This window comes from Bradyrhizobium zhanjiangense (assembly GCF_004114935.1).
Taxonomy (GTDB): Bacteria; Pseudomonadota; Alphaproteobacteria; order Rhizobiales; family Xanthobacteraceae; genus Bradyrhizobium; species Bradyrhizobium zhanjiangense.
Genome location: NZ_CP022221.1, coordinates 2,461,435 through 2,485,615, shown reverse-complemented (window position 1 = coordinate 2,485,615; position 24,181 = coordinate 2,461,435). Strand labels below are relative to the sequence as shown.

At 59.0% G+C, this 24,181-nt stretch carries 16 protein-coding genes and 5 pseudogenes; 11 read left to right on the top strand and 10 right to left on the bottom strand.

Annotated elements, in window-relative coordinates:
• Positions 1 to 95: 95 nt before the first annotated feature.
• The 3 genes and pseudogenes from XH85_RS11740 to XH85_RS11730 all read left to right on the top strand — a co-directional run.
• Positions 96 to 572 carry an Lrp/AsnC family transcriptional regulator gene (locus tag XH85_RS11740; RefSeq protein WP_128931983.1) on the top strand — a complete coding sequence of 159 codons (477 nt, stop codon included), beginning with the start codon at positions 96 to 98 and terminating at the stop codon, positions 570 to 572.
• Between the two features lie 608 nt (positions 573 to 1,180).
• Positions 1,181 to 2,551, top strand: a pseudogene (locus XH85_RS11735) (MFS transporter); the annotation flags it as partial.
• Between the two features lie 645 nt (positions 2,552 to 3,196).
• Positions 3,197 to 3,482, top strand: a pseudogene (locus XH85_RS11730) (MFS transporter); the annotation flags it as partial.
• A 639-nt stretch (positions 3,483 to 4,121) separates the two neighbouring features.
• On the opposite strand, the gene XH85_RS11725 reads toward XH85_RS11730, so the two are convergent.
• Together XH85_RS11725 and istA are read right to left on the bottom strand one after the other, a co-directional pair.
• Entirely contained in the window at positions 4,122 to 4,985 is an 864-nt protein-coding gene (locus tag XH85_RS11725) for a CmcJ/NvfI family oxidoreductase (RefSeq protein ID WP_245474018.1), read from the bottom strand.
• 854 nt (positions 4,986 to 5,839) lie between these two features.
• Positions 5,840 to 6,977: pseudogene (istA, locus tag XH85_RS11710) on the bottom strand (IS21 family transposase); the annotation flags it as partial.
• 140 nt (positions 6,978 to 7,117) lie between these two features.
• Between istA and XH85_RS11705 the strand changes: the two are divergent.
• Genes XH85_RS11705 through XH85_RS11695 form a run of 4 tightly spaced genes read left to right on the top strand, consistent with a single transcriptional unit; the run spans position 7,118 to position 10,266 of the window.
• The gene (locus tag XH85_RS11705; protein ID WP_245474017.1) at positions 7,118 to 7,960 is read left to right on the top strand and encodes a tyrosine-type recombinase/integrase; all 843 of its coding nucleotides are present in this window, start codon (positions 7,118 to 7,120) and stop codon (positions 7,958 to 7,960) included.
• Entirely contained in the window at positions 7,882 to 8,340 is a 459-nt protein-coding gene (locus XH85_RS46365) for a tyrosine-type recombinase/integrase (RefSeq protein ID WP_245473794.1), read from the top strand. The genes XH85_RS11705 and XH85_RS46365 overlap by 79 nt, the downstream gene beginning before the upstream one ends.
• Positions 8,337 to 9,281, top strand: coding sequence for a tyrosine-type recombinase/integrase (locus tag XH85_RS11700; RefSeq protein ID WP_128930217.1), 945 nt, complete (start codon positions 8,337 to 8,339; stop codon positions 9,279 to 9,281). The genes XH85_RS46365 and XH85_RS11700 overlap by 4 nt, the downstream gene beginning before the upstream one ends.
• Positions 9,271 to 10,266 (top strand): tyrosine-type recombinase/integrase, encoded by a 996-nt coding sequence (locus tag XH85_RS11695; protein ID WP_128930216.1) that lies wholly within the window; start codon positions 9,271 to 9,273, stop codon positions 10,264 to 10,266. The genes XH85_RS11700 and XH85_RS11695 overlap by 11 nt, the downstream gene beginning before the upstream one ends.
• A 96-nt stretch (positions 10,267 to 10,362) precedes the next feature.
• On the opposite strand, the pseudogene XH85_RS11690 reads toward XH85_RS11695, so the two are convergent.
• From XH85_RS11690 to XH85_RS11680, 3 genes and pseudogenes are all read right to left on the bottom strand, one after another.
• Positions 10,363 to 10,698 (bottom strand): annotated as a pseudogene (locus tag XH85_RS11690) (helix-turn-helix domain-containing protein); the annotation flags it as partial.
• A gap of 497 nt (positions 10,699 to 11,195) precedes the next feature.
• Positions 11,196 to 12,389, bottom strand: a complete 1,194-nt coding sequence (locus tag XH85_RS11685; RefSeq protein ID WP_128931969.1) for an IS91 family transposase — start codon at positions 12,387 to 12,389, stop codon at positions 11,196 to 11,198.
• Between the two features lie 9 nt (positions 12,390 to 12,398).
• A complete protein-coding gene (locus tag XH85_RS11680; RefSeq protein ID WP_164940742.1) occupies positions 12,399 to 13,259 on the bottom strand; it encodes a tyrosine-type recombinase/integrase in 861 nt (286 codons plus the stop codon).
• A 23-nt stretch (positions 13,260 to 13,282) separates the two neighbouring features.
• Here XH85_RS11680 and XH85_RS46360 point away from each other — a divergent pair, with 23 nt between their 5' ends.
• From XH85_RS46360 to XH85_RS11670, 4 genes and pseudogenes are all read left to right on the top strand, one after another.
• Complete coding sequence (locus XH85_RS46360) at positions 13,283 to 13,714, top strand: IS4/Tn5 family transposase DNA-binding protein (RefSeq protein ID WP_338025664.1); 432 nt, start codon at positions 13,283 to 13,285, stop codon at positions 13,712 to 13,714.
• 56 nt (positions 13,715 to 13,770) lie between these two features.
• Positions 13,771 to 14,472 carry an IS4 family transposase gene (locus XH85_RS46355; RefSeq protein ID WP_245474015.1) on the top strand — a complete coding sequence of 234 codons (702 nt, stop codon included), beginning with the start codon at positions 13,771 to 13,773 and terminating at the stop codon, positions 14,470 to 14,472.
• A gap of 47 nt (positions 14,473 to 14,519) precedes the next feature.
• Positions 14,520 to 14,792 carry a hypothetical protein gene (locus XH85_RS46350; RefSeq protein WP_338025620.1) on the top strand — a complete coding sequence of 91 codons (273 nt, stop codon included), beginning with the start codon at positions 14,520 to 14,522 and terminating at the stop codon, positions 14,790 to 14,792.
• Positions 14,793 to 14,950: 158 nt separating this feature from the next.
• Positions 14,951 to 16,140, top strand: a pseudogene (locus XH85_RS11670) (IS3 family transposase).
• Between the two features lie 340 nt (positions 16,141 to 16,480).
• Here XH85_RS11670 and XH85_RS11665 read toward each other — a convergent pair.
• From XH85_RS11665 to XH85_RS11645, 5 genes are all read right to left on the bottom strand, one after another.
• The gene (locus XH85_RS11665; RefSeq protein ID WP_245474013.1) at positions 16,481 to 17,563 is read right to left on the bottom strand and encodes an ABC transporter ATP-binding protein; all 1,083 of its coding nucleotides are present in this window, start codon (positions 17,561 to 17,563) and stop codon (positions 16,481 to 16,483) included.
• A 55-nt stretch (positions 17,564 to 17,618) separates the two neighbouring features.
• Entirely contained in the window at positions 17,619 to 19,388 is a 1,770-nt protein-coding gene (locus XH85_RS11660; RefSeq protein ID WP_128931982.1) for an ABC transporter permease subunit, read from the bottom strand.
• Positions 19,373 to 20,509, bottom strand: coding sequence for an ABC transporter substrate-binding protein (locus XH85_RS11655; RefSeq protein ID WP_128931981.1), 1,137 nt, complete (start codon positions 20,507 to 20,509; stop codon positions 19,373 to 19,375). Before XH85_RS11655 ends, XH85_RS11660 begins: the two co-directional genes overlap by 16 nt.
• A gap of 940 nt (positions 20,510 to 21,449) precedes the next feature.
• Positions 21,450 to 22,649: a CaiB/BaiF CoA transferase family protein gene (locus tag XH85_RS11650; protein ID WP_164940746.1), complete on the bottom strand. Its 1,200-nt coding sequence runs from the start codon at positions 22,647 to 22,649 to the stop codon at positions 21,450 to 21,452.
• Positions 22,650 to 23,031: 382 nt separating this feature from the next.
• Positions 23,032 to 24,162, bottom strand: a complete 1,131-nt coding sequence (locus tag XH85_RS11645) for an acyl-CoA dehydrogenase family protein (RefSeq protein WP_128931979.1) — start codon at positions 24,160 to 24,162, stop codon at positions 23,032 to 23,034.
• Positions 24,163 to 24,181 lie beyond the last annotated feature (19 nt).

The window sequence follows — 24,181 nt, the reverse complement described above, 5'->3', positions numbered from 1 at the left end:
AATATTGCGCACAATTTCGTTGCATTCTGGGGCGGGCACCCCCAGTTCCTGCAATGCAGTGCTATCATTCGCCGAAATTCGGCGGGAGGCTAGGTATGCAGTACGACCAAATAGACGCACGTATCCTCGAGGTCGTGCAAAAGAACAACCGGCTAACTTCGGAGGCGCTCGGCGAACTGGTTGGACTTTCTGCCACTGGATGTCAACGCCGACTAAAGAGGCTTCGTTCGGAACGCATTATCGAGGCTGATGTATCGATAATTTCCCCGAGGGCAGTCGGAAGGCCAATCCAAATGCTTGTGCTAGTAACGTTGGAGCGCGAGCGTTCGGACATTATCGACAAATTCAAGAAGGCCATCAAGTCTTCAGTTGAAGTCGTCAATGGTTTCTATGTCACCGGCGAGGCCGACTTTGTTCTGTACGTCACCGCGCGAACCATGGAAGAGTATGAGCAGTTCACCCGGGTATTTTTCTACGAGAACTCGGACATCAAGGGATTCAAAACAATGGTCATAATGGACCGGGTTAAGGCGAGTTTCGCGATTCCCATTGAGGTTGCGACCAGCGATTAATTCCGAATGTTCGTGCGTTTTTTCTCCATAGATTTCGCGCAGAACGCAAGAATTCGTCAGTGTCGCTCGTTTACTCTCTTATCAGTTGAGTTCGTGGGCTAGTTGCCGCGGGATAGGGCTTTATGATGGCTGATTTCTATTGATCTCTGTCCCAAGCGACAACCGCCCATGAACGTCAGCAAGATCTAACACGTAACGCTTAAGAGTCGGGATGCAAGCGACCACTATGAAGGTATTCATGGGAGCAAGGTCGCAATCCTGCTGCAATGTTCGCTATGGAGGACAGCAGAAGCAGATCTCCCAGAGTGGACCACTAACGACTTGTGGGCGATGAACTCTACCATCAACGAAAATCGCTTCCCATCCGGAAAATTGCGCTCCTATGCGGGCGAGATCGCAAAGGTAAGCCCGCGGTGTTCGCAACTAACGGAAGAGCATCAATCGCGGGCGATGCCACCTACTACTTCGTAGAGATGCGACCGGACAAAGCCTCCTTTTGTCGACCCGCTTCGCGCAGGGTAAGCTGGACTGAAGACTTGCTTGCCGGGTGGATACGGCCAAACGTTCACTGATCCGGTCAAAATCGAATCACCGCAAGCAACGCAAACATGACCGATCCGCCCAAGCCTGAGACTTCCAGCGTCGACAGGATAACCGCGCCGCGCTATGGCACGTTCCGACGCATATGGCTGGCCGGCGTGTTGTCTAATTTAGGTATCGTGGTCCAAACTGTCGGTGCGGCTTGCGCGATGACGGAGATGGCGTCATCCGCTGACGAGATGGCGCTAGTGCGGACGGCCTGGATGCTGCCGGTGATGCTTATTTCGATGCCGGCTGGTGCCATTGCCGATATGTATGATCGTCGTATCGTGTCGCTCGTTGCGCTCTCGATTTCTCTTTGCGGTGCTGCGGTACTGACGACACTCGATTGGCTGCACTTCACCACGCCAAATCTTCTGCTGTTGTTTTGCTTCGTGATTGGCAGCGGCATGGCGCTAATGGCTCCGGCTTGGCAATCCTCTGTAGACGAGCACGTGGCCGCGGAAGCATTGCCGGCTGCGCGGCGGCGATCAGGGTGAGACTCCAGCGACAATCAGGATGAGACTGCGCCGATGGGGACGGACCGAAGGGAGGGCGGAGTCCGGGCGTTCGCGATTAACGCGCTGCTGTATCTGCCATTTATGGCGGCCCTACTCGCATGGAAGCGCGCCGCCGCATCCTCGCGACTGCCCCGTGAACACCTTAGCCGAGCTATTGTCTCGGGCGTCCGCTACATCACCAACTCGCCATCTATCAAAATAGTGTTGGTCCGCACTATGGCCACCGGACTGATCGGTGGATCCATTTCGGCGCTGATGCCGCTGGTAGCGCGCGATCTCTTGAATGGCGGCTCGCAAACTTACGGTATCACGCTGGGTGCGTTCGGTGCCGGTTTCGTGATCGTGTCGCACTTTATCGCTGAGGTTCGCAAGCTAATGAGCGGTGAGGCTGCGGTTCGCACCTGCAAGTTGTCGATGGGTGGAGCAATTGCGGCAGTGGCTCTCAGCCGAGAACCCTTTTTGACCGTAGTCGCGCTGGTTCTGGCGGGCGCTAGCTGGACAATAACGTCAACGTTGTTCAACATCGGCGTGCAGCTATCCGCTCCGCGCTGGGTCGCGGGTATAGCGCTTGCGGCTTATAACGCTGCGTTCTCAGGCGGAATTGCCATCGGAAGCTGGGGTTGGGGCCGCCTCACGGACGCCGCTAGCGTCGAGACGGCGCTGCTCGTATCAGCTGCGCTCATGGTGTTTTCACCATTGCTTGGGGTCTGGTTACGGATGCCGCGCATCGGCGTGAGAGGAGAGGATGCCGAGGCCCTGGCAGATCCCGAGATACGACTTCCGCTCACCAACCGGAGCAGGCCTCTTGTGGTGGAGATCGAATATCGCATTGCATCGCAGGATGCACGAGCCTTGCACACGGTGATGCAAGACATACAGCCAATTGTGTACAATACGGCAACAAAAGTCGATGACTATTGGTCCCTGTACCACTTGATCTTCCGGTATGGGCTCTGAGGACGCATCCGCTCGCTGTACGTAAGCGTATTGGTATGCCCAACGTGGAAAGTGCCATTTGTGATGGTTGCGATCCCTCGCGACAACACATTCGAGCTTGAGAAGTCTGGCGGTCCTATGGAACACCCTCTGGATCCGAACTGATTCGAAAGTCATCCACGAACGTGCCATCTTTGAGAAGTTGGATATGAAAGTGGCCAACGAGCGGATGCTGAGCTTCGATCGTCGAAGAAGGGGCTCGAGATGGCGACGACGTACACTGGCGTCAAGTACAAGCGGACGGAGTGACAGTCGACTCTCGAGGATGGTGCAGGTCTATGCCTTGGCAATCCTCTCGTCCTGACATCGACTGCTGGTTACATCCTGCTAACTGACTTCTCTCCGTTCCTGACAGCGCAGCATGAGAAGCCATAAATTTGGTCACCCAGCTCCGATCGTTCGGAGGAGCTAACAATGCTCACGACGACTGATAGAGCCACTCAGCTGCTTACGCTTGGCTATCGGGACTGCTCTTTGGCGCAGCAGTTGTTGAGATCTTTGATCAGCCAGTAGCCGACCATTGCAGGCGACACGCTGTTGTCGAGACGGCGCAACGGCGCCTATGGCTGGTCTATTTGCGCGATATCAGCGATCCCGAGCTGTGGACTGAACGCTATCACTGTCCGACATGGCTCGATTATTTGCGCCAGCGCAATCGTTCGACGCAGTCGGAGCGGGCACTGGGCAGGCGGTTACTTTCCACATCGGTCCAGGACCCGTGCGCGTCCGCCGTATGCTGGAGCGTCCGTTTGGATCAGTGCGCAGGAAAGACGATATGCTCAATCGCGCGGCAGATGTAGCCCTATCTCGCTGATCCAAGTGCAGCGGAGATCTGTTTTAACGATTGAGGCGGATGCCGCACGACGACTGCACCTGAGCCAAGCTCTGAACTCTCAATCAACGACGGAGAGGCACGATCAGCCAGTTGATGTAGCCGCGCGTTCTTCATCATTTGAGAGCTAAGTGCGCGCCCCTCGCGCTTCTGCACCTTCCAAGTCAGCGGGCGCCAAGCGGATTCATGGAGGCTCAACCATGGGGGACGCTTCAGAGCAAGTGCCCGGGTGTGGGGTGCTCCTTGAGAGCCCTCTCGGATCATGCCCCAGGAAGGATGAGAATTGCAGGCCGAGGCTCTCCGCGAGAGCTTTGTAATGTGCTACCGCACGATAGATGTTGAAATCTGCACGCGGACGCGCTTTTTTTTAAGCGCAGGCGCAAATCCGTTGGCGACCGGAGCCAGGCCAAATGGGTCTGCCGGACAGCATGTAACTGGCGGATGAGGTCACGGGTCTTCTGAACAGAGTCTACTTTTCGGGGTAAAGGCCGATCCGAAGGTTAGGACGGCACGAAACTGAGGTCGTCGAAAAACGCCTCTGTTTTATGGATGCCAGCGGGCCGGCGCCGAGTATGCCCCAGCGAACCTCAGCAGCTTGTAACCAGCGTAGCGACCTAACGCTCAGTCGTAGTAGACGAAGAAACGACCTTCTACGCTCTTACGCGGCTTTGCTTTGGGATACGCGCGACGATTATCAAATGCCGCGTGAACGACCCGCGGATAGTTGTCTTCGGAGTCATAGCCCTTGAACAGAATGAACTCGTCCGAGGCCATCTCTGGGAAATAATACCACCGTTGATGGGAACTGTAATAGGTATGCCAAGCCTTATGCTTGATACCAAACTTGTCATAGTTCACTTCCACGAGATCATCATCGGGTACCGAGCCACCATCGCACACGGCTAGCGGAAAGTCCTGTGGAGGCGGCGAAAGAACATGCCAAGCTTGAATGATCATCAAGCGAGAATAGGGCCGAATTGCATTGCCCTGAATTTGATCCTCGCGCGCGGCCATCATCGGACCAGCGATGCGCGCGTAGTCAACGTGAGCCCAACCAGCCGCCTTGTTCTTCAGAAGCGGACGGTGCCTCTCGTCCGCGGGAAGGGCTTGTTCAGGCGTACGAACAATGATGGCATCTCGCTTGGGCACGATCCATGACGCGCTGAAGTAGTCCTTGATGAAGGGGACCATTTCTTCCAGATACTTGTCACGGAGGGCGTCGGGATCTGACTCGTGGATCCACGACGCCTCGCGCTTAATTAAAGTGAAGCCTTCCCGGTCGAGGGATAGGTCGTTCACGATTGGACGCGCGTTGCGGATATCAATGTCATAACTGACCATCGGCTCGTCGGCATCCGGCCCTGAAAAGACGTCAGGAGCGCCTTCGTTGGAAGAGCGTCGAACAAAGGCAATTTGGCCTTTAACGTGCTCCAATTGATCGCGGCTTTCTTGCATTTTCGACGAAGCGCTCGCTTCTTTTGCCATAGTAGTTTTTCCTAACCGCCGATTTGCTCACTATTGGAGGAGAGGCAGCGGCTCCTTGATGAGCCGCGAGGAGGCGACAATAAGGACTGTAGGCGCTTAAAGACCGCAAAGATCGGCACGCGATTGAGCAAAATCTGCAAAATGAGACCGCCTCCTGCGATTTCGGCGCTGAACGTGGTAATCTTTCACCTCGTTTGTTGGTGGACTTGTCGTCCGCTGCGCCCACCGACCTTGTCGGAGATCGGACAGTTGCTGCGGCACAAGAACCACGACACCACCCGGATTTACGCGAAAGTCGACATCGATGCGCTGAGAACATTGAGCCTGCCCTGGCCGGGAGGTGTGCAATGACTGATCTGCGCTCCGCACTCGATAAGTACCTGAGCATGCGCAAGGGATTGGGATACAAGTACGAGCACCAGACCCGTCGGCTCGCCGACTTCGTCGCCTTCATGGAGAAGCGCAAAGCCAGGGGCATCACGACAAAGCTGGCAATGGAATGGGCAACGCTGCCGCCCGATCGCCATGCATCCTGGGCGCTGCGATTGAGCGACGTGCGCGGGTTCGCGCGCCATGTCGCCAACTTTGATCCGAGAACGGAGGTGTCGCCCGTCGGCATGCTGCCCGGATGGAAGCGCGCCAAGCCCTATGTCTACAGCGACGCGGAGATCGATGCGCTGCTGACGGCAGCGCTGGCTCTGCCGCCAGCGGACGGGCTGCGCCGATGGACCTACCATACCTTGTTCGGGTTGATCGCGGTGACAGGCATGCGTATATCCGAGGCGATGGGCCTGGAGCGTGATGACGTCGACCTCGACGCCGGCGTGCTGACGGTCCGGCTGGGGTGCAGGACGCCGATCGAGATTGTTGGCGAGGATCGATTTGACCGAGCCGTAGGTGCGCGCGCCGATGTCGACGGCCCGGAGCGCCGCGGCTTCGAGCCTATCGCGCCCATAGTACCGGGCGAGCCGGATGATGCCGAGACAGGCCCGAAAGCCCTGCTCGGGGTGCGGCCGCTCATCGAGGATGAGATTGCACAGCCCCAAAGCGGCGGGCCCGATCGCGGCGGCGTCCTGGCGAATGCGCTCGATCGTCCAGCCGGCATAGCGCCGATGGCTGGAGGCCATATGCTCGGGGACCGTGGTGTGCTTGTGATTGCCACTCATGCGCTGGTAAGCGGCAATCCGCTCGCCCCTGTGGAAGATCTCGACGGTGCGGGCCGTGAGCCGCACCCCACTTCGACACGGGCAAAGCGATGCGGGACGCTGTAGTAGTGGGCCTCGACCTCGACGTAGTAGTCGATGCTGACGCGCCGGATACGCCATTCGGCGAAGACGTAAGGGGGCACCGGCAAGGCCCTGAGCGCCGGCCGGTCGATCTCTTCAAGCAACTGCCGGCGCGTCACGCCGAGCCGCCGGATCGGCCGTTCCTCGTTGAGTCTTCGGAGTAGATCGCCGATCGCCGCGTTGACGTCGGCCAGGCTGTAGAAGACGCGATGGCGCAGCTGGCCGAGGAGCCAGCGCTCGACGATGAGCACCGTCTGCTCGACCTTGGCCTTGTCGCGCGAGCGGCGCGGCCTCGCCGGTAGAATGGCCGTGCCATAGTGCGCCGCCATCTCGGCGTAGCTGCGGTTGATCTGGGGTCGTAGAAGCACGCCTTGATGACCGCGACCTTGGTGTTGTCCGGCACCAGCATCGCCGACACTCCGCCGATCGCCTCGAACGCGCCGACGTAGCCGCTGATCCAGTCGGCCAGCCCCTGGGTCCAGGTCGCCTGCGCGTATGTGAAGTTCGACGCGCCGAGCACGGCGACGAAGAAGATCTGGGCGCTACGCCGCTTCCCGGTGAAGCGGTCGATGACCACCGGCACGCCATCGCCGGCATAATCCACGAACATCTTGTCGCCGGCTGCATGGGACTGGCGCATCGTCACCGATAAGCGGCCTTCCCAGGCACGGTAGAGCTCACAGAACCGCGAGATATGTTCACGATCACATATCTCGCGTTATGTTGCGGCCAGATTTATGTTGTGCAAGGAGCGATAATTGCGGGGAGCCTGAGCTCTGCGGGCATTGTTCACGCAACATAATTCGACGTCTGGGTAGCGAACCTTTTGTCCAATGGAGGCTCGCTATGGATCAGACGATATATTCCATTCCCTTGACCGTACCCCACCGTGATGACGCGCCATTCACCGACGAGCGGTACCGGTACCTTCGCCACTGTGCAGAAGCCGGTGCGACCGCAGCTTCTCTCAAGATCAAGCGCAACGAGCTGTTGCGGATTGCCGCACGTCTCGGTCCAGATGCTTCGCAGGGCATCGATATCGAGGCACTCCAACGGATCGCGACCGAGCGTCTGCGCCTGACGGGGGCTGCCACCGCAGCACGAAGAGTGGTCGACATCGGACGGCCTTGGCTTCGATTTCTCGGTTGGTGGCGTGAACCAACCGTCGTGTTTCAGTACCAGAGCCAACTCGACCAGTATGTGACATGGATGCGCAATGAGCGCGGATTCTCGCCATCGACGGTGGAGCAATGGAGCCGGATAATCGGCAGGTTCCTGCGCTGGTGCGACAAAACCAACCGGCAACTCAGGGACCTTCAGCCTGAAGACGTTGACGCCTATTTTGTCGCCCAGGCGACGGGACGATGGTCCCGCGTTTCGGTGGCCAACACAGCCTCTGCCTTGCGGGGATTTCTGCGCTACGCGGCAAAGCGGGGAATGTGTACGGACCGCTTAGCGGCCTCGATTTGCCGGCCTCGGCTTTATCGTCAGGAGTCGCTGCCGTATGCCCCAGAGTGGTTCGACGTGCAGCGCATGTTGGCCGACGCCGAGACTGACAACCCCCGGACATCCGCGATCGTGCGATCCTGCTGTTGCTCGCGGTCTACGGGATGCGCAGCGGCGAAGCGGCGGCATTGCGCCTTGATCAGATTGACTGGGCCGGTAGGACGCTACGGCTTTTCCGCCTGAAGCGCCGGCAGCCGCAGATCTATCCCCTGGTTCCCTCTGCGGCTGAGGCGCTCGCCCGCTACATCGACACGGTGCGGCCGCTATCATCGTGCCCGGAAGTGTTCCTCTGCATGCACGCGCCCCGTCGACCGTTGAAGGCAGGGAGCATTTATGATGTCGCCAACCGCAGATTTGTTGCACTTGGAATCGACGCTGCCCACCGCGGTGGCCATGCGTTGCGCCACGCCTGCGCCTCCCGGCTTCTCGCCGAAGGTCTGTCGATAAAGGAGATCGGGGACCATTTGGGACATCGCAGCGCGGCGTCAACCAGCATCTACGCCAAGGTGAACATGCAGGCGCTTCGCGAGGTCGGAGCGTTCGACCTGGGAGGCCTCCAATGAGGCTGACCCATGTTGTCGACGCCTATCTGGCCAAGCAGCGCTCACTGGGGGCGCGTTTCGAGTCGGCTGAGGTTCTGCTCCGTAGGTTCTGCCGAGCGATGGGCAATCGAGATATCGGCGAAGTCACCCCAGAGGCGGTAGCCGAGTTCCTCCAAGGCAAAGGATCGCTCAGTGCCACCTGGATGCTGCGATATAGGGTTTTGAGCGGCCTTTATCGATTCGCCATCAGTCGCGGGTACGCAGCATCCTCCCCACTGCCGACATCGTTTCCAAAGCTGCTGCCGCAACAAACGCCCTATGTTTATTCCACGGAAGAACTGCGCCGCCTGTTGGACGCGACCTCGATCCTGGAGGTTGGGCATCGCCCTCATGTGCCAGCTATGTACCGTACGCTCCTCTTATTGCTGTACGGAAGCGGCATGCGCATTGGCGAGGCGCTTCGTTTGGTCCTGCAAGACGTGGATCTGACTGATCAGGTCATCACCGTCCGTGACACGAAGTTCTTCAAAACGCGCCTCGTGCCTATCGGACCAAAGCTCAACCAGGAATTGGTCGAGTACGTCGAGCGCCGTCGCCGGCTCCCTCTGCCGCGCGGGCAAGAATCTCCATTATTCACTACGCGCGGCAGTCGACCGTGGCACTATGTGCGGGTCATCTCCTGGTTTCAGCATGTCCGCCGGGCCGCCGGAATCAGTTGCCCTGTCGGCGAGCCTCGACCTCCACGGCTGCACGATATTCGCCACACAGCCGCGGTGCACCGGGTAATTGCATGGTATCGCTCCGGCCAGGAGGTGCAGCGACTGCTTCCGCAACTCGCCACCTACCTTGGCCACATCGATATCCGTTCAACCCAGCGCTATTTGCAGATGACGCCAGATCTCCTCCAGGCGGCCAGCGAGCGCTTTGCCCTGTACGCGATGGAGGCCGACCATGAAGGATAAGAGCCTGCTTGGTCCGTGGATCCGGCGGTTCTTGCTGGAACATCTGGTCGCCGAGCGCAATCTTTCCCGCAACACCCAAGCCAGCTACCGCGACACGCTGACATTGTTGCTGCCGTTCGCCAGCAAGCAGGGAGGCTGCGCCATCGATCGCATGACCGTGGAAGAGCTGACGCCGGAAGTCGTCCGCAAGTTCCTGGACCACCTGGAGCGCGATCGCCGGTGCAGCGAGGTTACCCGCAACCAACGGCTGGCGACCATCCATTCACTGGCGCGCTTTATCGGGACGCGTTCGCCGATCCACCTGGCCTGGTGTTCCGAGATACGGGCAGTGCCGTTCAAGAAGACGGCCAAGACCGCGATCGGATACCTCGAAAAGGCCGAGATGGACGCGTTGCTAAATCAACCTGACAGACGCACGAGTCTTGGGGTGCGGGACCATGTTCTGCTGCTTTTCCTATACAACAGCGGTGCTCGCGCCGATGAGGCAGCAAAATTGACGGTCGGCAATCTCCAACTGGGTGCGTCTCCGTCAGTGCGACTTCACGGTAAGGGCAACAAGGTTAGAATCTGTCCATTGTGGTCAACGACCGCAACCTCGTTGACTCGTCTTGTGGCCGACCGGAACAAAAGTGAAGCGGTCTTTCTCGGGCGGACGAACCAGCCTTTGACGCGCTTCGGAATACACCGTCTCGTGACGCAATATGCCGCCATGGCGGGCGAAACGGTGCCGACGTTGGCGACGAAGCGCGTAAGCCCACATACGGTTCGGCACACAACGGCGGTGCACCTGCTGCGCGCCGGCGTCGACATCAACACGATCCGTGCTTGGCTGGGCCACGTGTCATTAGACACCACGCACATCTATGCTGAAGTCGACCTGGAAATGAAAGCAGAGGCGTTAGCCAGGGTCGACATCAGCAGTCTGAGGCCGCCGCCTCGGCAACCCTCTCTCCCGTCGTTGATGGCATTCCTGAAGGCCCTGTAGGTCGAAAGGTCACACTCTTATGTTGCGGAGCGAGCCGAGGAAATTGGCGCAATCCTTGGCTCGCTCCAGCAGCGACAACATAAATCTGGCGGCAACATAACGGCTGTAGCGGTAACCATCGGGCTCGGCCGCGATGTGTTCCTCCCACAGGATCGGCAGCGTCACATGCTTGCGCTTGAGCTCGCGGTGAACCGCCGCCCAGTCGGGCTCGGCGCGGCGTCGATGACCCTGCTTGGTACCGGCGCCGGCGAACAGCCGGGCGTCCAGAACCGCATCCGTGACGTTCTTCGGGAGCGGCCAGGTCAGCCCTGCCGCCTCAAACCGACGGATCGTCAGCCGCACCCTTGAAGGCGCAGCCCCGATCCGCCGCGCGATCTCGCGGATCGGCATTCCTGCCGACTTCAGTCTGATCACATCGCGCACATGGCGCATCGCAAGCCTCTCCATCGGCATCCAGGTCCACTCCTTCGCAAAGCCGAAAAAGCTGGACCTATCAGAACCAGAAGAGACCTCCTCATCCCGGGCGACATCATCCCGGATCATCTCGGAACGGTGGGCGAGATCATCTCGGAATACTGGAGGGTTCAAATAGGTCCCGCGTCACAGATCTCGCCGCAAGTCCAGCGCGGGACCTATTTGAAGCTGGATTGAACGAAGCCGCGTCTTGTGAGCGCGGACCTATGGGGGTTCGATCTAGGCGCCGGTAGGCGCGATTGACCCGATGTCGGGCCCGCGAGCGAGTGTGGCCGCAGATTGTCGCTGATGTTGGCAGCAAAGGATGCCGCCGTCGATAGCGTCGAACGGCGCGTCAAGCCCAGGCGGCTGACTATCGCCCGTTCGGCGGGCGTTGTGAGCGTGCTTGATCGTTCCGACGGAGAACGTCGGCAGGGCAGCGCGTGCAGTGGGAGCGGACAAGTCGAGGTCGTCGGTCATGATGTATCGCAGCGAGGTGCTGCGCGTCGCTGCGCTGGCGCACGCGGCACAGGTCCAATCTCGACCATGCGGCCTCCGCAGATGGGGCACAAGTCGAGGCGGTGACCAAGGAGGATGGCGCAGCGCTCACGATAGTTGACAGCTTCGGCAGGCGGAGGTGGCTGCGGCGCGTCAAGCGCCGCTCGGATGCGCGCGAGTTTGGCGGCGCGGCAGGCGTTCGCCAGGAAACCAAAATGACGGATGCGGCGGAACCCCTTCGGCAATATGTGGAGCAGAAAGCGACGAAGGAACTCCTCAGTGTCGAGTGTCATCACTTTGGATTTGTTGCCAGCGCGATAATCCTTCCACCGGAAGCGGACGTGGCCCTGGTCACAGCTAAGGAGCCGGCCGTTGGCGATCGCAACGCGATGGGTGTAGCGCCCAAGATAGGCCAGAACCTGTTCTGGTCCGCCGAAGGGACGCTTGGCGTAGACGACCCACTCGACCTTGCGGAGGGCGTTTAGATGGCTGGCGAATGCCGCTGGCTCGACGAGGTGCGCGAGATGGCCGAAGAATTGGAGCTTGGTGCCATCGAACGCCGCCTGCAGGCGCTCCAGGAATAGCCGACGATACAATCGTGACAGGACGCGAACGGGAAGGAAGAAGCCGGGGCGACAATGAACCCAGCTTCCATCAGGGGCGATCCCGCCGCCTGGCACGAGGCAATGGGCATGTGGATGATGCGTCAGGGTCTGGCCCCAGGTATGGAGAATGGCGATCATCCCGGTCTCGGCACCGAGATGCTTCGGGTCGGCGCTGATGAGACGGATCGTCTCGGCTGCTGCCTTGAGCAGGATGTCGTAGACCACCGCCTTGTTCTGCAGCGCGATGGCGGCCACGGGCGCCGGCACGGTGAAGACGACATGGAAATAGGGGACCGGCAGCAGGTCGGCCTGGCGCTCGACGAGCCATTGGGCGCGCGCGAGCGCTTGGCACTTTGGACAGTGCCGATCGCGACAGCTGTTATAGGCGACGCGGACCAGGCCGCAGTCGTCGCACCGCTCGACGTGGCCGCCGAGCGTCGCTGTGCGACACGCCTCGATGGCCGCCATCGCACGGCGCTGATCGGAGGACAGCCGAGGACCCTGCGCGGCACGGAACGCGCCGCCGTGGCGGCGGAGGATGTCCGCCACCTCGAGCACGGGGCGCATATGCGCAGCTCAGTCGGGTGGGATCACCCTGACGGAGAGTCCATCGAATGGGCTGGTCGTGCGGGCGAGCAGATTGGTCGCGACCTGAGCGTAGCGCGCGGTCGATCCCAGCTCGGCATGTCCGAGCAGAACTTGAATGATGCGAATGTCGATCCCGCTTTCCAGGAGATGGGTCGCAAACGAGTGCCGGAGCGTATGGACAGTAATCGGCTTGGCAAGCCGAGCGCGGCGGCGGGCGGCGCGGCAGGCCGCCTGGACGCAGCGGACGCTGACATGTTCACTGGGGTCTTGGCCTGGAAATAGCCATAGCCCCGGTCGGGCTCGCATCCAGTACGTGCGCAGAATCTCCAGCAGTCGCGGAGAAAGCATCGCGTAACGATCCCTGCCGCCCTTGCCGTTCTCGATGTGGATCAACATTCGTTTGCTGTCGATCGAGCTCACCTTCAGGCGGACGACTTCACTAGCCCGTAAGCCAGCCGCATAAGCCGTCGCCAGCACGACGCGATTGCGCACCCCTGTAACCGCGTCCAGGAAGCGCTCGATCTCTTCGGCACTAAGCACGAGCGGGAGCTTGTCAGGCTTCTGGCCACCGATGATCCGCTCGAATGCCTCCGTCTGCCCGAGTGTGACGCCGTAGAAGAACCGCAGCGCGCAGGCCACCTGATTGATGTGGGACCACGAACGCTTTTGGCCGATGAGATGCAGTTGATAGGCGCGGACCTGCTCGAAACTCAACCGGTCCGGGGCGTAGCCGAAATGGCGGCTAAACTTTGCGATCGCATAGATATAGGATTGTTGAGTCGACGGCGACAGATTGCGGACCGTCATGTCCTCGATCATGCGCTGCCGAAGAGGGCTCATGGTAGCCATCTGGGTCTCCTGTCTTGAGAGGGGTGGTGCGAAGACCAACATCCTCTCAGACAGGACACCTCAGTTCACCAGGCTTGCCCCCACTCCCGCGTAGCGGGTTCGTTCAATCGTGGGCGAGATCATTCCGGAATGGTGGGCGACATCGAGCGGAATCCGCATGTAGTGGATGCGCGTTTAGGGACGCGCGGCTCGGCGACAGATTCCGCAAACTGCTCACGCAGATTGGAAGCGCCATGGGACAAAGCATTCCGCTCGTCTGCCAGGATTGGGCGAATACCAAGGCAGCCTACCGCTTCTTCTCTAATGACCGGGTCAGCGAAGCGGACATTCTGGCCGGCCATTTCCAATCGACACGTGATCGTGCCGCCGCCACTGACGGTCTTGTTCTTGTGCTGCACGATACAACCGAGTTCAACGCGAGAAGTCAGAAGCGATCGGCATCACCAAGAGCATAAACAGTGGACGGGATAAGGCGGGTCGCCTCAGATCGCACACGGTTTGCGGCATCCTGATGCATTCGAGCCTCGCGGTTACAATCGAGGGGGTGCCGCTGGGGTTGGCGGCCGTTAAGTTCTGGACCCGGAAGAAATTCAAGGGGACGGCAGCGCTTAAAAAGAAGATCAATCCGACCCGGATTCCCATCGAGAAAAAGGAAAGCGTCCGGTGGTTGGAAAATCTCAAGCAGTCTACGCAACTCTTGGATCATTCGGAACGATGCATCCATATTGGTGATCGCGAGAGTGACATCTACGAGCTTTTCTGCGCAGCACAGGAGATCGGCACTCATTTCCTGATCAGGACCTGCGTCGACCGCTTGGCTGGAGACGGGGATCACACGATCGCCGACGAAATGGACGAGGTCGCCGTCAAAGGGCTCCATCGCATCGAAGTCAGAGACAGCAACGGCGATCCCGACCAGGCCGTTCTTGAGATCAGGTATCGCAAGATTCGCGTTCTGCCGCCGATCGGAAAGCAGAAGCGCTATCCCGCTCTGACCTTGACGGTGATCCATGCCGAAGAGCGCGGGACGCCGAAAAACAGAAAGAAGATCGATTGGAAGCTGATCACCGACCTGCCTGTTGGTTCCCGCAGCGACGCCATTGAGAAACTCGAATGGTATGGTTTGAGATGGAAGATCGAGGTGTTCCACAAGATCCTCAAATCGGGCTGCAAAGCTGAGGAGTCGAAGCTCCGGACCGCCCAGCGTCTCTGACCAATCTGATCTCGCTCTTTTGCATCCTGAGTTGGCGGGTCTTCTGGATGACAATGCTCAACCGTTCTGCCCCAGACGCACCGCCAACCCTCGCGTTGACTGCGACTGAAATCGGCGTGCTCGATCGCCTCGTCAACGACAAACCAAAAGCAAGACAGAAAACGCTCTCGCACTATCTGATCAAGATCGCCCGGCTCGGCGGCTATCTCGCCCGCGCCAGCGATCCGCCGCCCGGCAATACCGTCATGTGGCGCGGGCTGTCACGCCTCACCGACATCGCGCTGGGCGCCATGGTCGGAGTAGAATTTGTGGGTAATTGAAAGCTTCACCGGACGGATACGGAGAAAACGCAGCACAAAGCGACGTGATCGTCACATCACCGGAAAGCCCGCCGCTGCTGGATGAAGGAACGGTGTGACCTTGCCCCACGGGCTTAATCCAGTTTGAAGTTCGCTCTGGCCCACATAAGGACCAGAGCATGAAGCGCAGTCGCTTTACGGAAGAGCAGATCATCGGGATTTTGAAGGAGCACGAAGCTGGCGTTTCGGTCGCCGATCTGTGCCGCAAGCATGGCGTCAGTGACGCCAGCATCTACAAATGGAAGGCAAAATTCGGCGGGATGGAGGTGTCGGAGGCCAAGCGGCTGAAGACCCTGGAGGACGAGAACACACGACTGAAGCGGCTCTTGGCCGACGCCATGCTGGACAATGCGGCCTTGAAAGATCTCCTGGGAAAGAAATGGTGATGCCCGCTGCCAAGCGGAAAGCTGTCGCCCATCTCGTGGACGTCTACGGAATGAGCGAACGGCGGGCGTGTAAAGCCATCGGCTGCTGCCGCATGACGATGAGATACAAGGCGACCCGCGCAGATGATGCCGGCCTTCGCCAGCGCATGAGGGCGATCGCCCAGGAACGTCGCCGTTTCGGTTACCGCCGCCTGCACGTGCTGCTCAAGCGGAGGGTTATCTGGTCAACCATAAGAAGCTCTTCCGGCTCTACCGGGAAGAGAGGCTCGCGGTACGCCGCCGTGGTGGCCGCAAGCGGGCAATTGGGACCAGGGCACCGATGATGGCGCCGATGGCCCCCAACGATCGTTGGTCGCTCGACTTCGTGTCGGATCAGCTCACCGACGGCCGTCGCTTCCGCATTCTGACCGTGGTCGACGATTGCACCCGCGAGTGTCTGGCGCTGGTGGCCGATACCTCGCTCTCGGGCGCCCGGGTGTCGCGGGAACTGGACCGCCTGATCACCGAGCGCGGTCAAGACCAAGACGGTGGTTAGCGACAACGGCACCGAACTCACCAGCAACGCCATTCTGACGTGGGCCGATCAGAGCCGCGTCGCTTGGCACTACATCGCGCCAGGCAAGCCCATGCAGAACGCCTTCATCGAGAGCTTCAACGGCCGGCTGCGGGATGAATTGTTGAACGAGACGTTGTTCACCTCGCTGGCCCAGGCCCGCGTCGCGCTCGGATGCTGGCGCGCGGATTACAACGACACACGACCACACTCACAGCTCGGATGGAGGACGCCGTCCGAGTTCGCCATCACCTGCAACCCGCGACGGGATCTGGCGCTGCGCTATGCTGAGGGCTCCGCGCCAGCTCCCGTCGCTACCACCGCCCAAATGGGCAAATCCAACGACCGGGGCGAACTCAGGAATGGATAAAACTTGGGGGCAAGGTCAGGTGGTGCGAAGTAGACCGGTGATCGACCGTGCTCAAGGCTGGCGCGTTGCGCCACCGCCTTCGGCGGCTGGCAGCCTTGACCACACTCGATCACCGGTCTGTTGGCTTTGCAAGCGCTCGGGTGAGGACCCAGCGTGCCATCGGCGCACTCGAAATGCCCACCAGTTGGGCGACCGGTTTTCTTCGCTCCCTGGCTAGGGAGCAAAATAGATGAGGCAACAATAGGTTTATCGGGAACATCGGTGCATCTGGCAATACGATTGTCCGCCCAGATTGTCGCGCCGTAGGTCGATTGCCAATCGCTGCATGGGGCCGTTCCAGCTATTCCGTGAGAATGGTTGCGTCATTCACCCCCCAGGACGCAACAGAGGCATCGCCAATGTTGGGCATTGCTTCAGTGGATAGGTTCATCACCTTCGACGTCAGCTGTAGTCCCGACTCGCTGCGAAATGCAAAGATCGTTGCGTCGCCAACGAACGTCTTTTCAACGATAATTCCCTGTATCCCACCTGAGGTTTCGCTGGCGAGACGCAAATGCTCGGGCCGCACACAGAGAGTCGCATCCATGTCCGCACCAGTCCACCGAGCGGCAGGCAACGTCTCGCCTGCAGGACCGTGGACAATGCCGGATCTGAGCTTGACGGGTATGAGATTGACCTCTCCGACGAAGCCTGCCACGAACAAGTCCGCCGGCTTGCGATAGATCTCCTGCGGTGCAGAGACCTGCCGAATCCGGCCCTCGTGCATCACGGCGACTCGGTCGGACATGGCGAGCGCCTCATCCTGATCGTGCGTCACGTAGACCATTGTCTTGCCGACTTCCCTGTGGAGGGTCTTGATCTCGTTCCTGAGATGCTCGCGCAACTTCCTGTCGAGAGCGCCCAACGGCTCGTCAAGGAGGAGAACTGGCGGGTCAAAAACAAGTGCACGTGCTATCGCTACTCTCTGCTGCTGACCGCCTGACATTTGGTGCGGATAACGTGAGGCCAAAGCACCCAGGTGCACCTGATCGAGGACGCGGCTCACGCGGCTTTCAACCACCTGCTTTGCGATCCGCCGCATACGAAGGGGGTAGGCAACGTTCTCGGCGACCGTCATGTGCGGAAAGAGAGCATAGTTTTGAAAAATCACGCCCAGTTCGCGACGGTGTGGTGGCAAGCGCGTGATGTCCTTATCGTCCAGCAGAACCCGACCTCTATCGGGCAATTCGAAACCGGCGATCATCATCAGAGTCGTTGTTTTTCCGGAGCCGCTGGCACCAAGCAACGAAACGAACTCGCCGGGCGCGATGGAAAGATCGACGTCGTCGACGGCGGTTACGCCACCATATCGCTTTTGCAGGTTGTGCAGCAAAATGCCGCCAGTCTTCGCATGAGTGCCGCTCGCCTTCGAGGTCATCAACATTTCAGCTCCAAAGGGTACTTTGAGTACATTCGTCTCTCTTCGCTTGTTCGAGACGTCAGGTCGGCCTATCGCGCCCCATCACGGCACTGACAATAATCACTGTCGCTGCGAACACCATTTGCAGTGTGGCCACGGCCGCGATCGTGGGATTTATATCCTGCCTGATCCCTTCCCACATTCGCATGGGCAATGTGGTGAGTCTTCCGATGCCGAGGAATAGCACGTAGACGACGTCGTCGAACGAAGTCAGGAAGGCGAAGAAGGCGGCGACGATGAGTGCCGGCATGACGAGCGGCACAATGATGGTCCGAAAGGTGACCATTGGACCGGCGCCAAGGCTGCGGGCGGCACGCTCATACGTCGGGTTGAGGTCCCGCAAATTGGCAACGACGATCACCACCACAAAGGGGATGGCGTGAACCGCGTGACCAAGCGCTAAACCGAACTCCGTACCTTGAAGTCCCACTCGCACCAGCACGAAATAAGTCGCGACCGCTACTACAATGGTCGGCAAAATGATAGGCGAGAGAACGAGGGCGACCATTGCGCCGCGAGCACGAATGCCACCCCGCGATAAGCCGAAGGCGAGCATGCCGCCGAGCAGCGTCGCCATGCCCGCCGCCATCAGTGCAATGCGGATGCTAACGAAAGTGGCGCGGAGCCAGAGCGGATCGGAAAGATAGGTGTGGTAGTTGCGCAGCGAGTAGCTCGGCACTGGGAAGACGAAGTAGGACGAAGCACTGAACGACAAATACGCGACGATAAGTACCGGCAGCAGGAGCAGTACCGCCAAGAAACTTGCAAAGCTCGGAACACCTCGACCTCCCATCGAGGGGACCCAGCGATCGAGCGCGTTTGCCACAGAGCCGACCCCCATTAGCCAGTGGGTACCGAGTTGGCGCCGGCCAATGGCTTTCGATCCGACCTTGTCATCAGAGAGCCCTAAAAGTTGTTCAATCGGAAAGAAGCGCGAGCTGACCCACAGAATAGCCAGGACAGTTGACAGGAGGACCATGGAAAGAGCAGAAGCGAAGTTCCAGTTGAGCAGCTCGACGACCTGAGCACTGATCTCCATTGTGATCATGACATCCGATAGACCACCAAGTAATGCGGGCGTAACGTAAAAGCCCAGACAGTAGATAAACGCCAACAGCACCCCAGCGACGACGCCAGGCAGGCTGAGCGGCAGAAATATTGTAAGGAAGGCCGCGACTGGGCTCGCACCGTTCGCCCTCGCAGCTCGCAGCAGCTTCTGATCTATGCTCGACATGACCGTCAGCATCGGCAAGATCATTAGCGGCATGATCACGTGAGTCATACCGACGATCACACCGAATCGGTTGTAGAGCATCGGAACCGGCTGCGAGACCCAGCCGAGTTCGAGCATTATCTGGTTGACGATGCCGTTGCGTCCGAGGAGGACGACCCACGAGAAGGTCCGCGCTAGAACGCTCGTGAAATAGGGTAGCACGACTGCAACCATCAGAAACGTGCGCAGCACTGGTCCGCCTGTTGCGAGAGAGTAGGCGATCGGGTAGCTGAGCACGAAGCTGAGCGCCGTCACAGTTACGCCGATCTCCAGCGTGTTCCGCAACACAACAATGTAGGCAGGATTGTCACCAATCCGCAGGAAATTCGCCAGGGTCCACTTTGGCATCCCGAATGAGAGCAATAGAAGCTCCGATAGCGGCACCACGAAGAGCACCGCAAGGAAGATGCCTCCGGGTAGCAGCAACCAGGCCCAAGGTGTGGCCCGGGCCGAGCGAGAGACCCGCGATGTCTCCGGCCGGCCGTTCATTGCTATGGACTTCATCGTGCCCGCCATGCCAGCCAACGCTCCTGGACGTAATCCGCATTGGTTTTGCCGTCCGGACGCATCTCGGCCAACCAGAGTGTACTGTCGAGGACGCAGCTCGAGGCGTTCTCAGGATTTACGCTGAGCAGTGGCGTCAAGTCAGTCGGTAGGTATTTGAGCTGATTTGTATTCGGCCCAGGGTAGCCGGTGCCCTGCGTCCATCCGGCTGCAATTTGCGCTCGATTAAGGAAGGCGATTAGCTTCTGCGCGTTTATCGAATTGGGACCACCTTTTAGAATAGCGCAATAGTTATAGCTCATCGACCCTTGCCAGACCAATTTGATCGGCGCACCCTGGCGGATCGCAGCCACCGCGCGCCCATCAAAAGCGCTGCTCATGACGCTCTCTCCATTGATGAGAAGTTGAATGGGCTCTCCGCCAGCCATCCACCACTTAGTAACATAGGGCCTGATCTCATTCAGTTTTTGGAACGCGCGATGGAGCTTATCATCGCTGAGCGGCCAGACTTCTTTGGGCGCAACGCCGGCGGCGAGAAGCGCATGAACGATGGTATGCCGACCTTGTGAACCCTCAATCGCTCGCGGCCCTGGAAACTTCTCGACATCCCAGAAATCTACCCAGTTTCGTGGCCCACCTCTTGGGAAGGCGCGTTGATCATAAGCGAGCACCACCGCCACCCCAAACATCGCGACGGCGTCTTTGAGACGAGTGTGTGCGGGCGCGCCCTCGAGCGACTCCTGGTCCCAAAGACTATAATCGATCGGCACAAACATCCCGGCTTGAGCCATTGCTGGATAGTTACCTGCTTGCACAAGCGTGATATCCCAATCGATGCGACCGGCCTGAGTCATCGCCTTCACCTGGGGCTCGGCCACATCGGCTACGACGTCCACGACCGTTATTCCTGTCGCCTTCGTGAAGGGCTCATAAACATGCCGCCGAGCACCTGCGAGCATAGAGCCACCGTAACTGAAAACGACGACTTCCCCACTACCGGCGAGCTTCTCCTGCCCCCAAGCTTTAGTGGCTTTGACGACAAAAGGCGCGCTCAGTACGGCGGCGGTTGACTGAAGTAGCGATCGGCGGTTCAGACGACAGCCTGAATGGCCGTTGGAATACTGTTTAGTCATGCCCCCTCCTGCTTATGCATGGTTGAACACGGTCGTATTATGTACCGACGCATAAGGACTGCGAAGATTTGCTAACTATTGAGGAAATTCTGCAAAGTGATCATGCGCCCCGCGGATTTGCCAATTTTCACCTCCCCACGTTGTTACAACTAAATAATGAGTTCCGGAGTTGATTAAGGACGGACTACTAAGGTCCGGGCTCACGCTTGCGGTTGACTGCCTGCCGCGTCCACCGCCGAGGGTTGCGGTCGGCCGCCGTTCAGCGGTCGTATCGGATCGACAGCGCATCTCGCTGGAAGGTATAGTGATCGCCCGCGGGGGTCGGCCTCGTGAGGACCGCAAGATCGTTGCGTTTGCGACGATCAGGCAGCGGACTGCGTGATGCGGGATAATACATCCATCAACCACGCTTTCGACCTGGTTTAGCGCCGTCGACATCAGTGTTGCTACTATTTGCTGAAGCGAGCGAACCCACGCGTGCGCCGCACGGCGCGAGCGAGCGGCTTCGGCAACCACTGACGTCTCGACAGCCGAGCGCGCTGTTCGCGCAGCCCCGTTTCTGATACTTTAGAACGAGCCTACGTTTCTTCGGCACCTGCAAACGGTCTTCGACGCTGCTGCGCCAACTATCAAAGGCCAACCTGTACGTAGTGCATAAAAGCCGTCCTGCGCCCTGCCTGGAAGAGGATCGATTGGCTGGAAAGTATCTCTGATAGAGCAGATACTGCAGCGGCGGCGGAGTGTTCCCGGGCTATACCGATCGGTCCATCTGAGTACATCAGGAGCTTCGCCTGCGATTTGGAGCACTCTAAAGTCACTCGCCTGGCAGGATTGTGGCGACGACATAGCGAGGGCAGCTAGCGAAAAACGAGAAACTCATAATTCAATCCCTAGCGTTGCATAGCGGGCTTATGCACCTTCTGCTTCGGTTACGCCAGCTTCAGGGTAACAGCGCGATTGCGCCCTCGGCTCGAAGGCGGGCGATCTTCGCTGCGTCGTAACCAAGTTCTACAAGTACTTGCTCCGTATGTTCTCCAAGCATAGGCCCGGGCGTCGCAGATATTACGATGGGCTCTCCGTCAACGTTGATGGGACTGCCGACCGTCCTAATCGTTCCGCACTTCTGGTGTTCAAATTTGAGTATCAATTTTCGCGCGACTGTATGTGGATGATCCAGGGCGGCGCCAACGCTGAGGATCGGGCCATGCGGAATCCCAGCAGTTGAGAAGATCTTGCACCAGTCCGCGACTGTCTTTCCCTTCAGGCGTTCGACAAGCACCGATTCGACCTCGCATCGTCGTCGGATACGACCGTCCGTAGAGGCCAACTCGGGGTCCCGGGCGAGATCTTGCCGCTCGATCGCGCGGCACAGAGGTGGCCAGAAATTGTCTCCAAACACTGCGATGGCGATGTAGCCGTCGGCGGCGGGAAAGGCGCCGTAGGGGACGGCTTTTGGATCGCCCGAACCAACTGGCGGCAAGAGATCACCATCAGCCAGATAGCGGCTTGCGAAGTAAGGGATTGTGGTGAGGAGAGCGTCGAACATACTGAGGTCAATAACGCACCCACGACCGGACTTCATGCGCCCGATCAAGGCCGAGGCGATCGCGAGAGCTGCATAGACGCTGGCAAAAACATCTCCAATTGGCATACCGGCCTTCACTGGCGGTCGTCCTGGCTCCCCGGTCAAGCTCATCACTCCCGTCATGGCCTGCGCCACGAGATCAAATGACCCATGGTCGCGTAAAGGCCCAGTCTGCCCAAAACCCGAAATGGAACAGATGATGAGAGTAGGATTGAGTTTGCGAAGCTGCTCATAGCCGAAGCCCAGCGAATCGAGCGTGCCAGGACGAAAGTTTTCTAACAGAACATCCGCTCGCCGTATCAAATCTTCTAAGACGAGCTTTGCACCATCAAGCTTGAGATCCAGCGCGAGGCTGCGCTTATTCCGGTTCAGGGCGGCGAAGTAGTAACTTTCCCTCTCGCGGAAGGGATCCATGCGACGGCAGATTTCACCGATGCCGGGCCTCTCGATCTTGATAACTTCGGCTCCTAAGTCCGTCAGAATGGTTGAGCAGTAAGGGCCGGCCAGGACGTGAGTGAGGTCTACGACGCGGATGCCCTTGAGCGGCGAACACATGATGTCTCGCGCTCCTTCGTCGCTCCGTGCCGTAGGTTGCCCGGATGCGGCCTCTCCACAACGCACCATAGCTGAAGTGTTTACCATAGCGTTTCCCTCACTCCTGATTGCTCAACATGGAGACGTCTTCATTGTGCATTGCTGCGACGTCTCAGAGTTGTGCCCATTGCCCATCGGACACCTGTTTTGTAGGGTTCGACAACCTGGCTGATCGACGCGCTTTATCGCCGGAAATAAGGTGCACTGTGAGCAAGTCGTCATGGCGCGCCGGAGCCAAAGTGAACCCGGCTGCCAGCAGCACTAGACGCTGTGGCTGCCGGTTTCTGATCGTCCCTGCAAGCCGCCAGCTTGTTAGCCGCGGCGAGGCCTCGCAGCAACGCTGCTACTCCCTCAGGCCAAGCGCTAACGCAAGCCGACCAATTTGCGTATCCCAAGCGCCGTCGCGAAGCTCCATAGCCTTCGCACGTTCTGACCAGAGGTGCAGGTGCGTATCGACAACATAGCCCATACCTCCATGCAACTGGTGGGCAGTCAGCGTTGCGAACTTGTATGCTTCGTTTGCCTTCAGCTTGGCAATGGTTGTTTCCCGCTCAGCGATCTGACCAGCTCCTACCAGAGCGACGGCCTGATATGCTGCAAGCTGAGCGCCTTCCACTGCGATGTGCATGTTGGCAACGTGGTGTTGCGCGGCCTGAAAGCTAGCTATCGGTCGACCGAACTGATGCCGGTCCTTGATATGCTGAACAGTTTGGTGGATGACGGCCTGCGCTCCACCGACCATGTCCATACAATGCAGAGCCGTCATGGCGTTAGCAACCCAGTGCAGATTACCATGATTTAAGCATGGGCTGTCCATTAAGATATTGGCGCCGTCGATCTCCACACCATCAAGATCGACACGGCACTGGTTGTCACGCGTGAACGTACGCCTTCGCTGCGCAGACAGTAGCTGTCGGGGTAGGAGCATGGCGACGTCCAGCTTCGCTCCGTCATTATCTGTGGTGCGCGCCGTCGTGAGAAGCACGTCCGCAACGTCTGCGTTCGGTACAAAGTCAAGAGATCCACTGAGGGTCCATTTCGTGCATTTCCGTTCGGCGCGAATCTTTGGGACAGTATTCGAGCTGTCGCCGGGATCGGCAATCGCGACCGTTCCGATGACCTCACCAGCAGCCACCTTCGGCAACCACTTCGAACAATGAGGAGCACCTGCGAGACGAGAGAGTGCCAAGCCGAACTCGATCGTACCATACACGATTGTCGGCCAAAGAACGCGACCACCCTCTTCGTAGACCAGTCCAAGGTCGAACAGTGTTCCGCCTTGGCCTCCCAGCTCCGTCGGAAGCGCCAGACCAAAAACTCCAATCTGGGTAAGGCGATCCCAAAGACGAGCCGGCTTAGCATCGATGTTCGGATTCTGAAGCTGTCGAACCAGAGAGGGAGGGCACTCCCGAGCGAACAGGCTCCGAATGGAGTCGGCGAACTGTTTCTGTTCGTCAGAAAGTGAACACTTCATCCGCTATCCCTTACCTGAA